General features: G+C 36.8%; 12 protein-coding genes. 6 read left to right on the top strand and 6 right to left on the bottom strand.

Annotation, left to right across the window (positions count from 1 at the left end; genetic code table 11):
- Positions 1 to 138: 138 nt before the first annotated feature.
- Positions 139 to 816: an ArsR/SmtB family transcription factor gene (locus LC454_RS00155; RefSeq protein WP_223577812.1), complete on the bottom strand. Its 678-nt coding sequence runs from the start codon at positions 814 to 816 to the stop codon at positions 139 to 141.
- A gap of 109 nt (positions 817 to 925) precedes the next feature.
- Between LC454_RS00155 and LC454_RS00150 the strand changes: the two genes are divergently transcribed.
- Positions 926 to 2,239 carry an alpha/beta fold hydrolase gene (locus LC454_RS00150; RefSeq protein WP_223577810.1) on the top strand — a complete coding sequence of 438 codons (1,314 nt, stop codon included), beginning with the start codon at positions 926 to 928 and terminating at the stop codon, positions 2,237 to 2,239.
- A 182-nt stretch (positions 2,240 to 2,421) separates the two neighbouring features.
- On the opposite strand, the gene LC454_RS00145 is transcribed toward LC454_RS00150, so the two are convergent.
- Positions 2,422 to 2,745, bottom strand: a complete 324-nt coding sequence (locus LC454_RS00145) for a MerR family transcriptional regulator (protein WP_223577801.1) — start codon at positions 2,743 to 2,745, stop codon at positions 2,422 to 2,424.
- Positions 2,746 to 2,847: 102 nt separating this feature from the next.
- Here LC454_RS00145 and LC454_RS00140 point away from each other — a divergent pair, with 102 nt between their 5' ends.
- Positions 2,848 to 3,891, top strand: coding sequence for a nuclear transport factor 2 family protein (locus LC454_RS00140; RefSeq protein ID WP_223577793.1), 1,044 nt, complete (start codon positions 2,848 to 2,850; stop codon positions 3,889 to 3,891).
- A gap of 49 nt (positions 3,892 to 3,940) precedes the next feature.
- Positions 3,941 to 4,555: a cysteine hydrolase gene (locus tag LC454_RS00135; protein ID WP_223577791.1), complete on the top strand. Its 615-nt coding sequence runs from the start codon at positions 3,941 to 3,943 to the stop codon at positions 4,553 to 4,555.
- A gap of 59 nt (positions 4,556 to 4,614) precedes the next feature.
- On the opposite strand, the gene LC454_RS00130 is transcribed toward LC454_RS00135, so the two are convergent.
- Entirely contained in the window at positions 4,615 to 5,148 is a 534-nt protein-coding gene (locus LC454_RS00130) for an STM3941 family protein (RefSeq protein WP_223577789.1), read from the bottom strand.
- A gap of 736 nt (positions 5,149 to 5,884) precedes the next feature.
- Between LC454_RS00130 and LC454_RS00125 the strand changes: the two genes are divergently transcribed.
- From LC454_RS00125 to LC454_RS00115, 3 genes are all read left to right on the top strand, one after another.
- Entirely contained in the window at positions 5,885 to 6,502 is a 618-nt protein-coding gene (locus LC454_RS00125; protein ID WP_223577785.1) for a zinc ribbon domain-containing protein, read from the top strand.
- 842 nt (positions 6,503 to 7,344) lie between these two features.
- Positions 7,345 to 8,178 carry a hypothetical protein gene (locus tag LC454_RS00120; protein ID WP_223577783.1) on the top strand — a complete coding sequence of 278 codons (834 nt, stop codon included), beginning with the start codon at positions 7,345 to 7,347 and terminating at the stop codon, positions 8,176 to 8,178.
- Between the two features lie 437 nt (positions 8,179 to 8,615).
- Entirely contained in the window at positions 8,616 to 8,813 is a 198-nt protein-coding gene (locus LC454_RS00115) for a hypothetical protein (protein ID WP_223577781.1), read from the top strand.
- Between the two features lie 437 nt (positions 8,814 to 9,250).
- Here LC454_RS00115 and LC454_RS00110 read toward each other — a convergent pair whose 3' ends face one another.
- The 3 genes from LC454_RS00110 to LC454_RS00100 all read right to left on the bottom strand — a co-directional run bounded on the left by LC454_RS00110 (position 9,251) and on the right by LC454_RS00100 (position 15,053).
- Complete coding sequence (locus tag LC454_RS00110) at positions 9,251 to 10,489, bottom strand: peroxiredoxin family protein (protein ID WP_223577772.1); 1,239 nt, start codon at positions 10,487 to 10,489, stop codon at positions 9,251 to 9,253.
- A gap of 235 nt (positions 10,490 to 10,724) precedes the next feature.
- Complete coding sequence (locus tag LC454_RS00105) at positions 10,725 to 12,323, bottom strand: hypothetical protein (protein ID WP_223577770.1); 1,599 nt, start codon at positions 12,321 to 12,323, stop codon at positions 10,725 to 10,727.
- Positions 12,324 to 12,647: 324 nt separating this feature from the next.
- The gene (locus LC454_RS00100) at positions 12,648 to 15,053 is read right to left on the bottom strand and encodes a GumC family protein (protein ID WP_223577768.1); all 2,406 of its coding nucleotides are present in this window, start codon (positions 15,051 to 15,053) and stop codon (positions 12,648 to 12,650) included.

The following is a 15,053-nucleotide window of genomic DNA, read 5'->3' as shown; positions in this document are numbered from 1 at the left end:
CAGGGACTTCTGATTTTAATTCTTAAGTAAGGGAAACCGTAAAATTAGTTGATAATTCAGGATTAGATTTGCAAAAATATACAGGCTCTAAAAAATGGAAAATTCGGCTCTTTTGATTAAGAGGTCAACTGCAATAAACTACAATTTCAAATCAAATCTTTCTCTTAGCGCTATCTCACCTTTATGTGTTATAATAATTGCTCTCGAATTTTTCTTCTTTCTAATCAAATCTTCGTGTAGCATTTTATCCAATAATGCCTGCCCTAAAGCCCCAGAAAGGTGGTATTTTCTTTCACTCCAATCCAAGCAAGTCTTCGCTAATATTCTCTTTTTTTGCCTAAGATTCTCAATGTCAATATCAATACTATTAAAAAAAAGTTCGCCTTCAGCAGTTATATCATAGTGATTGTTAGCTTTTAATTGCAGAAAATTTTTATTTACGAGGCTTTCTGTAATTAAGACACCTATTTTTCCGGCAAGATGGTCATAGCAAGTTCTGCAATAGGTGACATCCGTATTATTATCTGTAATATTTTTACGTTTAATATCAGGGATTAATGTAGAAATCGCCTCCACAGCAAAAGCAACTTCCGCACTTGCAAGTCTATAATAGCGATGTCTTCCCTGTTTATCTACATGAAGTAGATTGGCTTCTAACAACTTGGCTAAGTGCATACTCATGTTTTGTGGGGATGTTTCAGCAACAATAGCCAATTCTAATGATGTATAGGCGCGACTATCTAGTAGTGTCCATAGGACTAGAGATCTAATAGGTTCTCCTATTATCGCAGCAATTTTTTTTATTTGTATCTCCATCCATTGTTAATTCCAGATTGAACTATTAAAAGTATAAAAAAAATAGTTTTACAAAAAAATAAACTAAAACATTTAAAATTCATTCCACAATTTTTAACAAGTATAAGCTATGCACAAAAACAAATATGAAATTGAAATTCTAAAGATAGAAAGCCATATTACAGGACTGAATATTGCCCTTGGTCATAAAATTCCCACTTCTCCGCATAATGGAACACCAGTACTCTTTTTACATGGCAGCTCATTCCCAAGTCAGCTATCTTTCAATTTTAAAATGAATCAGGAATCATGGATGGATTATCTTTGTGAAAAAGGATTTGATGTATATGCCCTAGATTTTTTAGGGTATGGTAATTCTGACCGTTATCCTGAAATGGATAGACAAGAAAGCATGAAAGTGATAGGACGAGCAAACGAAGTATATAAAGACGTAGAAATTGCGGTGAACTACATTACGGGTAAAACAAGCAAACATAATGTATTTCTAATAGGTCATTCGTGGGGAGGTACTGTTGCCGCTCTATTTGCATCTCTATATCCGAATAGGGTCGAAAAACTTGTACTTTTTGCAACATTAACAGAGCGAAAGTCTGAAACAAAAAGACAAAACATCAATGGCTCATATGAAACAATGACACCTAAGCAACGGATCGATGCTATGATAGAACTAACTCCCAAAGGGAATAGTTCTGAGTTAGAAATGGATATTTTTGAAAGCTGGGGAGATCTTTGGAAAGAATCAGACCCTTTTTCCAAAAAATGGGGTACAGATTATATAAAATTTCCCTCTGGCCCTTCACAGGATGTACAGGATTTATTAAATAACAAAGCCTATTATGATCCAAAAAAAATAAAATCGCCTACATTGATAATTAGGGGAGAATGGGATTGTTATCCTAACAATCAGGATGCTTACCATTTATTTACAGCTCTAGAGAACGCAGCATCAAAGAAATATGTGGTACTTGAAAAAGGAACCCATGTCATGCATTTAGAAAAAAACAGATATAAGCTATATGATGAAGTACTTTATTTTTTCGGGAATAAAGAAAAAATTAAAAAACATTCCGGTAGTATAGCTGTAATTTTTGAAGTTACACTTCATGAAGGAAAGCAAAAGGAATATTTGGAAATTGCAGCGGAATTGAAAACAGAATTGGGAAAAATCCCAGGGTTTATCTCCATAGAACGCTTTCAAAGTCTTACGCAGCCGGATAAATTGTTATCACTATCTTTTTGGGAAAGTGAAGACGCTGTTCAAAAATGGAGGAATTCGGAATTGCATAGAAGGGCTCAGAGTGTTGGAAGAACATTGATATTTAAAGATTATCGCCTTCGCATTGGAGATATTATAAGAGATTACGGAATGATTGATAGGAAAGAAGTTCCAATAGATAGTCAGAATTATCATATTGTTAACTAAAAAGGAACTGACCCACCAAGTGTGTAAATAAAAAATACGGAGTTCAGTTATGTTCCTTATAACTGGACTCTTTTTCAAATAAAATTAAGAAATGATTTAGAATAATGCCTGGGTTTGAATAGAGGATAAATTAAAGTAAATAAAAAACATGAAGTCCTTTGGATCTCCGCTTGTCAGATATTCTAATCTTTTTTATTCTGCAATTTATTCAACGTTTCTTCAATCATCTTCATCCGATTTTTTACCTTTTCGGCTGATGCGTCTAACGTATATCCCTCGTCCAAAAGTTCTTTAATAAGCAACATTTTTTTAATGTTCTCATAGTTGTACCTTCTGTTTTTGCCCTCCTCTTCGGTGAGACTTGTAATAATTCCTTTTTCTTCCCAATAGCGGATTTGCCTTGGAGGAATACCAGTAATCTGCGATACTTCACCAATTCCGACAACCAATTTATCTAAAAAATCAAAGTCAAAAGACAGGTCACTATTTGTTTTCGATTCGCTCATTTTGTAACATATTTACAATTTATGTTGCAAATATAAAATATTAGTCTTTATTTTGCAATTGTAAATAATTTACAATTTATGATTATTTAAAACAATAAAAGTATGAAAACAGCAATTTTGATTTTAAGCGTATTGATGATGACAGTAAATGTAAATGCACAGACAGTATCTTTAAAAGATACTCAGTCCTATTTAGATGAATTTAAAAAGCATATTGAAATCCCCCAAGACTACAAGTTTCAAACTGCAAGTAAGGTTAATGTGGATAATACCCCGGCTTATTTATTCCGCTTTGAGAAATCGTCCAATAACGGTCTAAAAGGAGAGCATTATTCATTTGTAATTTCAGAAAAAGATAAACAGATTTTGGGTTTTACGAATATGGATAAAAAGTATTCCAATACAAAAATGCTATTAAAGCCGGAAGCAGAAAAAATAGCAAAAGACTTTCTATTGAAGTTGGATAACTCATTAGCCAATGCTCTGCAAAACCTTTGGATAGAAACACATGATGAAGAAATTTACGTTAACGAAAAGAAAACAACCATAGCGGGAATGAAGTACAAATGTTTTCGAGCTTCGCAAAATGATTATGCGTGGGTAATTGTCGGCTTTGACGGCTCCGTAATTACATTTGAACGTAACATAAAGTGGAATAACGACGAACATAAACGCATTACAGAGAAATGGTTGCACGATAACTGGTTGGTTGAAAATAATCTGGATTTTTTAAACACATCAACAGACGAACAAACGCTAAGAAAACTCGTGGAGGAAACCTTCGCAAACGGAGCTTTGAATAAACTGAACTTAGAGGAAATGCCACGAGGCTTTCACCCGGATTTTTCTATCCTCATAGCCAAAGAAAATAACCTTTTCCGTCTTCCGCTGCGTAACTGGATGAAAGTTGTAGAAGAATACAAAAGCAATCCCGAAAAGGTAAGCTCTGGAATTAGAAATCTTGATTACACCATTGATATTTTAGGAATCACCGAAAATACTGCAGTCGTAAAAACACAATTTTTCAGAGATAAAAAACTCATTATTACGGATTACCTATCCTACATTAAATATCCCGACGGCTGGAAAGCCGTTGCAAAAATTTCTAATGAACATATTGTAAATCCATTACAGCTTAATCTTTAAATCAGATAATATGAAAATGTCAATTTTATTTATGCTAACATTTTTAAATATGAATTACCTACAGGCACAAACAAAAGAAAAATCAGCACTTATCCTTATCGAGACACAAAACGAATGGATGCACAGAGACGGAAAATTGTATAGGGCTTTGGTAAAAGACAAGGAAATGATGCACAATTCAATCGCTAACATTGAAAAGGCATTAGACTATGCAAGAAAGAACAACATTGAGGTTGTCCACGTTGGGTTGCGGTTTGAAAAAGGCTATCCCGAATTAGCGAATGGAAAAAGTGGCTTGCGGAAAGCGATACCACTAGCAGGAACTTTCCCAATAAATGAATTTGGCTCACAGTTTTATGAAACGGTAAAACCTAATGACGGTGAATTTGTGGTTACCGGACGAGTTGGCGCAAGCGGTTTTACAGGATCGAATTTAGACGTATATCTGCGAAACAACAAGATTGAAAATCTGTATTTGGTGGGTTATGCTACTCACGTTTGTGTAGAAAGTACCCTGCGTGATGCCCACGAAAAGGGGTACAATACTTTTTTGATTTCTGACGGAACTTCTGCATTCAACCGTACACAACAGGATTATGTTTTAAACGAAGTTGTTCACCACTTTGGCGACCACTTGACAACCAAAGAATTTATGAATAAGTAAATACTAAAATTACAAAGCGGTTTGTGGTTTTGATAGCTACACCGCTTTGTTTGGTTGATTTAATTATTGCTGCGTGCATTGTCCCAGTAGCTAACAAAGAGGTCAAAAAGTGTCTGTGCATCGAGGTCGATCTCAGAAGCTGAATAAGTCAGATGTAATTGCTGAGTAGATTCTTCATAAGCCATTTTTTGAAAAATTTTGGAAAGCCGCCCTTTATATTTCGCCCTATTATGCAGAGATACGACTACCAGCATGTCACCACCAACTTTTTCCAATTGGATATTAGTCACATCGGACCATTCTCCCTGACCAAAAGCTTTGGATAGAGGTGTTGTTTTTCCCGAAAAATAGCAGGAATCTAATGATATCAAAGCTGATTTATCCCGCAAACTAATAAGCGTTTTCAGGAAAAAGTACAGCATGATTACCAGAAAAGTCGCCGAAAACACAAGCGCCCTTATTCGCAAGATGCCGTCGAACAGTCCCATACAATATAAAAGTATAATAAAAAGTAGTAGGCATATACCAGCCGTAGAAAATAACAACCTTGTCGTTTTCTTTTCATTTCTATATAAATTTGTTTCTTTTTTCATTTATCTACCTTATTTTATATTAATTTGATGTTTTTCTGCGTATCTCTGTCCCATACTAAAGAGTCGATCGGATTTAGCAAACTATTAAACCGTAAAATGCTCCTGAGCGACTAAATCGATTAGTCAAATCTATTGATGATATAGCACTATATAGGTGCATTTAATAAAAAAAATAGGGACAAATCATATATACTATTTTATTACCTGTCAATACCCACTCTCATAAGTGACTATCCGAGTACCAATAGACATCTATTCGACGAAAATAAAAAGCATTGTACTATGAAAAGATACGTTCATGACAGTCTTGCTAATTGGTTAAACGACGCAAGTAAAAGTTTACTTTTCTGTATATGAAAAACATGGGTATAACTGGAGCGCTGTCGTGAATAATTGAGAAATTGAACAGCTGAATTTTCACATAAAGTGTTTCGCTACGAACTCATAGATCAAAGCAGATTTCCTACAGCTCCTAGCACGAAGAGGGGGCTATGCTATCCTTAATGATTTAACCTTCAAATCAAGTAACAATTTCTATGCAACAAAATATTATACAAAATATCACACGTTTTTGTACGAAACAAAAGCGCTTGGAAGAATTATATACTTTTATTTGACAGGTATATAAACTTAAGTTTGAATAAAACGTCATTTAAGGAAAATAAAATATTGAAAACAATAAGGTTGTCTTATTAAAAAGAATTGTGCATTATAAAAATTTCAAATTATTACAACTATGATCATCTTCGGAACAAAAACAAAACTATTATCAAACAGTCCTGAAAACTTTTTAGGCGATTGTGATTATTGCCATACACCCAAGTCGGTATTTGCCCACAAAGAGGTAAGTTATTTCCATATATTCTGGATTCCTATATTTCCCTATAGATCAAAGATTATAACAATTTGTGGGCATTGTAAAAGAGTAAACTCTCAATCTGACATCAACCCACAGACACTAAACGAAATCCGGGCCAAGGGAATGCCCAAGATCCCTAAAAGATACTTTTTTGGTATCATACTGATCGCGCTTCTCTTTTTAGCAATTATCATTGTCGGAATATTTTCCTTAAGCAAAACGGATGCGTATCTGGATGACCCCAAGATAGGTGATGTATATAAAATCGAAATGAATGAAAGTGGCAGATCAATATACACACTTTATCGTGTTGCCGATGTTACAGCAGACTCGATAACCTTCTTAATGAATGATTACGAGGCTACCGACAGAAAAAGCTTCCGCAAACTACAGGAACAACATGCGGATAACTATTCTGAAAAAATCGTCTTATCGCGTGCCGAAGTACTAGAATTGTATGAAGAGAATCAGATATCCTCGATAAAAAGAGATTAGCTGTGAGCGCTAATTTGCGCTCTACATTTCAATTGCCTTAATTGTTGATTCATCAAGCGCCTATCCATCAAGGAATAGATTAACCAAAACAGGGCTCTCCCTGTCAGAAAATGAATTTATTCTTCCTACCCATTACGGCTAAAACCAACTTACAAATTGTCATTCGATTTAGATTATCCTAACGAATTAAAATCGGAATATAAGAAAAGGGCACTGACAAAAGGAGTAAAACCAAACATACAAAACACTAATAAAAAACAACTTACACCATTCAAACGAAATATCATACGAAATGTCACAACAATTGTATTTCGTAAAGATCAAAATATAATTTTTCTCATTCTATTTGTTTGATCACAAACGCAAAACTATTAAGATAATTTAATAGAAGCTTACGAATAAGCTACTATTAAGTACCAGAGATGCTAATAAGTTTAAGATGTCCAACATGGAGAATCTAAAAGCATCTGTACGTATTGATGATACAATTGCTCGCGTGAAAACAACCTCATAATAAAAAAAATCATTTACAAATATCAATTCGAAACTTTATGGATTTTAAATTAGTCATACGAACGTTTGCATTTGCTTTGCCTATTTTTTCCGCAATATATTGCATTATATTGCTACTGGTCAACTTATATAGCCGCAAACATGACCCCTTTTCTAAGCGGTTGATGTTTCTGTTAACTGGATTCTATATGATAGAAATACTCTATTGTATTAGTATTGCAATGTGTTTTTATTATAACGATGTTTACAGATACTCTATTCCGATCAACCTTTACTGTATGTTTGTTATACCTATACTCCTATATCATGTCGTTTTTAAACTAACACGGTTGCGCAAAAAAGAACAGTTCAACCTCTGGCATTATGCCATTCCAGTTTTCTTTCTGATAGCATATATTCTATGTACTTATATTATTCCGTTTTATTTTCAAGGATCACTAAGCTATTCGTTAAATACAACACATCGTTTTGGGATATTCGTTCATTTTTATACAAAATACCGATTATACATTCGGCTGTTGTTTAGTATTATCTATTTGGTTCTTGCCCTAAGGAGAGTAATAAAGTATAAAAAAGAGATCATTGAATACTCTGCAGATATTGACGCTTCATCATTAGGTTGGCTCTATCAGATATTCTGGTGTCTGGCTCTTCTGCTTCCAGCACCATTTCTGTATTACTTCGCTCCAAAAGGCGGTCTTTCAGAATATACGACTTCTATTATAACACTGGCGCTCATTACTATTTTTAACAGTATACTGTGCTACAATATTTTTTCCAAAAACTTTGTGCTACTAACAGAAGATATGATATTTCATGAAAAGGATAAAATTAACGCATTAGCGAAAAGTGGGATTATCGATCCAGTAGTTTTTGAAGACTATATGCGTATTGAAAAACCCTACTTACGTCCTGACCTCAAAATCACCGACATGATCAAACCACTTGGAACAAACAGAACCTATCTATCAACCTTTATCAATCGCCATTATGGGAAAAATTTCAGCTCGTTTATCAATAACTATCGACTGAAGGAAATTGAGATTTTAAAAATGGATCCAAACTACAAAAATGTTAAAGAAGAAGAGCTGATTTATATCGCTGGCTTTAAAAGTCTGAAAAGCTATCAACGAACAAAAGGTATAGCAGGGAAAACAATATAGGTCGCACAAAAAAGCTCCAAAATCCGAAGAATTTGGAGCCCGACAATATTCCTTCTGCTGAGGTTGCGGCAGGGAATACGTCACATCTACCTATGAATATAAAACATTCGAAAGTAATCAATAAAAAAAAGAAATATCGCCATATCATACAAAACAAACCGACCTATTATATAAATCTGCTCTGTATGTATGTAACACACTTTGTCCATAATCGCTAAAGCACATATGCACAATGAGTTTCTTTTTTTACAATTTGGCAGTTAGGTTTGTACCCTAGATACCAACGAATTTAAACTGAATTTCCATCTTTGGATATCAAAAAGATTTAGACTCTCAAAATAGAGAATTTACAAATTACATTTTTATTAAGCCGGATCTGGTGGCTATCGATCTGAAGTAAATTGAACAGAAAAGCTTAATAATATAAAGATTAACAAATGAAAAAAGACAACACAACACTGGAAATGAAAAAAAAGCAAAAATACGTTTCACCGGTTCTTGAGATTGGTATTATCGAAATGGAATGTGGTATAGCAAAGGGCTCAGCGGGTGTCAAACCTGGAGGCCAAGGCGGCGTTGAGGAAGAATGGGATATCGATACAAATAATGAGGAAACAACAGTCAAATGGCAGTAAACAGTCCTCTCCTTAATTCCAATAAAGAATAAATTACTGAAAACTATTAAGATCCTTCAGATTTAATAGTATGCCAATGATGATCAAATTCGCGCTCGATTTGGATGATAATAACATCTAATATTCCGCCTCATTCAAACGAAATTCAGCAGTTAAAATGCGTGAAAACTGAGAAGAGAAAGAATTGACGATGTTATTATCACACCGAATTAAAACAGTTGTCATAATAGCTCAAGAAATTACAACTGTGGGTACGTAAGCCGGATGAAATATATTTTTCTAGAAGAATGAAAGGCTATCGGAATTAGCGAAAGGATATCGCTGCAAAGGAGGGCACAGCGGTAGGTCACGGAAACTGGAATATTAGAAAGGGAATTTAATAAAAATTCCCTTTTTGGAAATAGTACTGACGCCAATCTATCATGATTATGTTGTATTTAGAAGTTAATTGAACCGCCACGGGAAAGGATTTTTCCTTCAGCATCGATAAGGAAAAGCGTAGGAACCCCGGTAATACCATAACTTTGAAAGTTCTCCCCCTTTACACCTTGATAATCACAGTAGGTATCTAACCATGGAAAGCTGTGAATCTTACTATTGAATATCTTCTCTTCCGAGTCTGCCGAAAGCGCTATGACACGCGTACCTGAAGCCTTAATCGTCTTATATTTCGTCGATAGTTGTTTTAGCGTTTCCATACTATTTGGATCGTCAGATTGATAAAATATAAGTATCGTACGTACAAAATCCTTCCCAGAAGCATTTATACTTATCGTTCTTTTCTTCATTTTATTGCTTTTGGAACTTGTCCCTGTTTTGAAAACAAGATCGGGAGCAACAGAACCTACGGTACCTTTTATGTAAAAGGCCAATGGCCCATCAAAGGCTGTAATCTTACCGGACGAAACAACTGTCTTGGCAATATATCCTATATAATCATCATCACCCCGCTGAACCAAGCGGCTAGCAATGTCCTGTGCTAGTTCGGTAAAAATCAAAGGAGATTTTATTCGTGAAGTTATTTTTTGAAAATCCGAAGTAAATCGAGTCGGATCTTTCAGTACGTCAATACGACTATATAACCAAGAATCGATTACTGCATTCCAATGCCCCGAGGTATACAAGGTCTCCCAATTGAGCTGATCACGAATAAAATCAGCTACATTCGCTGCTCTTTCGTGCTCTTTTTCCAGCAAATGGGTCCCAAATCCAGCCTCAACATTACAAATCTGTGTCAACTGACTAATATAATCTCCCTGTGCACTTAGACCTTTAGACAAGCTGGCATAGGCTTCTTTTTGCTTCCCGAGCTCATCTGTTGCTGCTGAACTTAGCGCTTGTCTATAACGTTCAAGAATATCATTGCTGGAACTGTATAATCTATTGAACTCTTTATTTTTACCATTGTCAGCATATATAATGTTACTTTCATTTGGCTGTGACGATTCACAGCTTACAGAAAAGTCCGTACCAGGGATAAACATATCTAAGCCCCCCCCTTCCGTCGTCCCAGTAATTAGCCATCTACTCATCCCCGTGTAAGGTGCATATTCTTTGGGAATAGTTAATACGAATTTACCATCCTGTGGAATAGTGCCTTGGTATATAGTCTTGGGATGTCCCCCCTGGAAAATAATAAAATCATATTTTTTGCCCGTGAAATGAGGAAAATACATACTGATAGTTTGTGTTTTCTGCGTACAAGAAAACAGGCAAGAAAAGACTAAACTAAATAATATAATTGTTTTATACATGTTTTGCTAATTATTACGCTATTGCCTCTGATAACTTACAATAAGTGTAGCCAATAGTTTGTTAAAATGCTATTTATATATCCAAGTACTATAAAGGACAAGGATATATAAATAGCACGCACTTTAGTAATTTAAATTGAATCGTCCTTACAATTTATTACTTCATTTTAATACAGCGAATTGGGGTGGACTTGATATCAGTCCTGGTTGCACTTACCCAAAAAGTTTTATTTTGCCTTATATTAGCCATAATTCCATAATATGAGGTCCCTAAAGAATAAGGAGTTCCAGCCCAATACCACGCCTGAACACCGCGGTCTTTGATATTGCCTACATCCATGGAGTTGACACCGCCACCTGCTTTAAACTCTCTAAACCCCGCAGCTGGAAGCATAAGTTTCTCGCCAACCATAAAGCCTGCCTCAAATGAATTCGGCCCCCAAGTATTCCCTGTTTCACTTATGGCATTGTATTGAAATAAATTATTAAAATCAGCCATAGTCATCACTTGATAACCAGTTGGACAGGGATCTTGCGTTCCTTTTGTATCATTCCAACCCGACTTAACCCCTCCCCCTGTTTGGTGAATAGAACCATTTGTATTATCATTTTTATTTTTCATTCCACTGCTCTCCCCTATAGACACAGAGTTACCCCATTTAAACTTAGCCCCTTGGAGATCGACGTGGGGTACAAAAGGCGATCTATTCTCCACCGCAAACATATTATAACATGCAACCTCTCTCCACACAGTTTTATTAGGACCAAAATAAGCGCCACAACCATCGGCAGTCATATTAAAATTAATGTTCAGATTTTTCTTTTTACCACGGGTAATAGTGAAAAAAGCTTCGGTGATTATCGTCCGCTCAGTACCATCAATATTGATAGTAGCGCCAAATTTCCCTTCAGGTGTAGTAGCCTCCCCATTGACGAATATAGGAAAGGGTACATTAGTGGAGCCGGTGGCATTACTATATGATAAACCCGGTATTGCCCCGACAGGTGTGTTTGTCTCAGTGAAGGAGCCGCTTTTGAAAGAGAATTTTCCATGCCGATCATTTGGGCTGATAATAATATCTTTAACACTCTTGATCAGCTCTCCTTTGGTATTCAGATTTGCTGTAATCAAGGCTACTTTATGTTTCAAAAGTATATTTAAAATATTGATCTTATCAGCCCCCCCCTCAGGCACAAAGTTTGTATTGATGAAATACATCAGATCTTTGCCTTCGTTATAGTCATATGACAAATTGGTAGCATCAAAAGTTGTAGTGGTTGAAAGAATAGGTAACATAGAAACTTCATTCGCGTAAGCGACCATGGTATAGGACACGCCCCCGTCCAATAGGAGGTTATCTCCCGCAACAGGTACACCGTTCATGATCATATAATCCTTATGAGCTTTATATTTTCCGCCATCTGAATTATCGTAAGCCACCACGCGTAAAACACCAGTAAATGCCGCCCTATCAGCGGCTCTTGCTTTGGGAGCAATTGTCGGAACCGCTTCAATACTTATATAATTACTGGGATCTATCATCACAGTGGTTTTCTCCGCTTTCGTACTTCTTGCAGAAGCTTTAGTGTCTGGAGTATCTTCATCGTAAGCATCTCCCATAAAATTGATCTTCACAGCCGCTGTCCCCCCTGGCACCGAATGTTCATCCTTTTCCTTTTTATTACACGATGTGATCCATAAAAAAGGAAAGATTATGGCTAGCCCTAGCATTTTTCTAAAATTTAGCTTCTTCATTCTATTTTAATTTATTATTGTAATTCAAAAATTTAACCGCTCTCTTATGCATTCATTAATTGTATTCTCCTTCATGTCAGAGTTCCATCTTTTCAAATACGCTCCATCCAACCACACTTTTCAATAGATGTGGACAATTAATTAAGCAGCAAATAATAGATCGTATCTACTAATCCGGAGGCAAAGATGAGATCTCAACAAGTTCTTTGCAGGATATAGTATAAAAATCTGACTGACACATTGTAAAAAAGATAAGTTATCATTACTTATATGCAATCAAAAGAGTACTTCAGAAACAATAAGTCATTCTAAAGTTTTATATCATCATTTTCTCTTTCTACCAAATACATCTCTGATGGACCTAGTGAACCTCGCCAAAATATTTCGACTTTCCTCATTACCATAGCCATGTCCATAGCCATAGCCGTATCCATAGCCGTATCCATAGCCAGACTGTCCCAATTTAAGTCCATTGAGGATTAAAGCGAGATTTGACAGCCTTTTTTCTTCATATATTTTCTGCAGTTCTGGGAGCTGGCGCTTATCCATTTTCCCGGCACGGATCACAAACAATGTCAAATCCGAAATCCGATCTATCACGGTAGCATCTGCAACTATTCCCATAGGTACCCCATCAATAATAATATAATCATATCGCTCTTTTAGATCAGTGATCAGTTGGTCAAGCCTTTTACTGAGCAATAGTTCTACAGGATTGGGTGCTTCGCTTCCGATAGGTACATAGTCAACATTTTCGATACGCAGGTTGCGATGAATAATATCATCCAAAGTGACATTTACATCGGATAGATAATGGCTCACACCCGTTCCTTCTTTAATACCTACGCGTTTACTCAGCGTTCCTTTTCGTAAATCAAGATCGACGACAGCTATTTTTTTGCCCAAAAAGGATAATGTGTCTGAAAGATTCAAGGAGGTAAATGTTTTACCGACTCCGGGGATAAATGATGTCAATGAAATAACCCTTGGCTGCTTCCCTTCTCTCGACATAAAGCTAATATTTGTACGGAGGATACGGAATGCTTCTGTCAGGGCATCCCTGCCGGTGTTGTTCACCAAAATATCGTCTTGATTTGACCGTTTGGTTTTGACTAATGGTATCTCGCCCAATAACGGTACATCAATCGCGTCTTCAACATCTTGGCGGCGCCTTACCTTGGTATCGAGAATGGAAAATGTCAATATAATAATGGCTGGTAGAATGAATCCGATCCCCATTCCTAAGCCAATTTTTCTTATTTTACTTGGGGCGATCGGCACGGTTGATACGATCGCTGGGTCAATGATCCTGATGTTATCTTCGGTCATCGCTTGGTTAATAGCATTCTCCTCACGCTTGTTCAAAAGATAAAGATAGAGCTCCTCTTTTACCTTTTGCTGCCGCTCTACAGACAACATTACGCGTTGTTTTTGTGGCACTTGCATGGCTTTGCCTCGCGCGGCATACTCCTCCTTCTTCATATTCCGGGCCTTAATATTTAAACCATCTATGGTATTATCTACAGCTCTTCCAATATTGCCTCGCATTGCACCCAGGGCTCTGTCCAGATCTTGTACCACGGGATTGGCGTCACTACTCCCTTCTATCAAACGATTACGTCTAAGGAGTGTCGTATTGTAGTCGTTGATCTGCGATTCGACACTGGCATCGACCAGACCCGTATTGTTGGGGATCAATTCATTTTTTTTGCTTCCATCGGCTAGATAACCACGCATCATTTGGGCAAGATTAATATCGGTTTCGACCTTAGTGCGCTCGGATTGATACAATCTCGTATCTTCAAAATAGGCCTCCCCGACTCTGGCAACATCCATCCCCTGGTTTTGTGTCCGTAAATCTTCGATACTCGATTCAACAGATCCCAGCTCCTGTTCGATAATCGCCAGCCGGTTCTTGATAAAATTAGCCGTATTGATACCAATCTGATTTTTATCTTGCAGGGCAACTTCATTGTACACATTTACCATCTCTGCAATCAGTTCAGTAGCCCGTGTGGGATTGGTATCTTCGGCTACAATCTGCAACAAGGAAGCCTCTTCCTCCATTTGAGTGATCGATAGGGCCGACACAAAATAATTGACCATGCTTTCCAGTGCGTATTTTTCGACTTTGATTTCCTGATCCACATAGATCTTACCAAATCCCTCCGTCGGCTGTATGATCACCTGTCCAACTGGGGTATTGACGGGTTTATCTAATACTGCTCTGATCTCGCCTATCCCCTCTCCCCTGCTCCAATTGGAGAGAATGACGTCTTTGTTCCCTAGTAGGGTGACCGTAAAAGAAAAGGAATCTTCTGGCTTTGCCTGGGGAACAATGACTCGTACCGGACTTTCCTTATAAAGTTCTTTCCGGCGCAATCCCGCTCTAACGGTGTAGCTCATTTCGGCCCCTATGCGGGTAACAGTCTGACGCATTAACTCCTTGGACTTTAGTTGGAGGATCTCACTTGCCACACTGATGGAACTGTAAGCCTCACTCGTCCGGGAGATGCGGGCAGTCCTGGGCGTATTCAACGGTGTCTTTATAATAATCGTTTCGTAACTACGATAGATAAAAGGGGATTTGGCATATTGATAATAGTAGTAAGCGCCAAATACGAGAATGGATAAAGCAAACCATTTCCAATGGTACAACAGATGTCTTAAAACGTCTAAAATATTGATTGTTTTGTCTTTTTGTGTTTGGGTATATTGTTCTATTTTCAT

Source organism: Sphingobacterium sp. GVS05A (genome assembly GCF_019969845.1).
GTDB lineage: Bacteria > Bacteroidota > Bacteroidia > Sphingobacteriales > Sphingobacteriaceae > Sphingobacterium.
The sequence above is the reverse complement of the archived record's forward strand: the minus strand, read 5'-3'. Positions and strand labels throughout refer to the sequence as shown.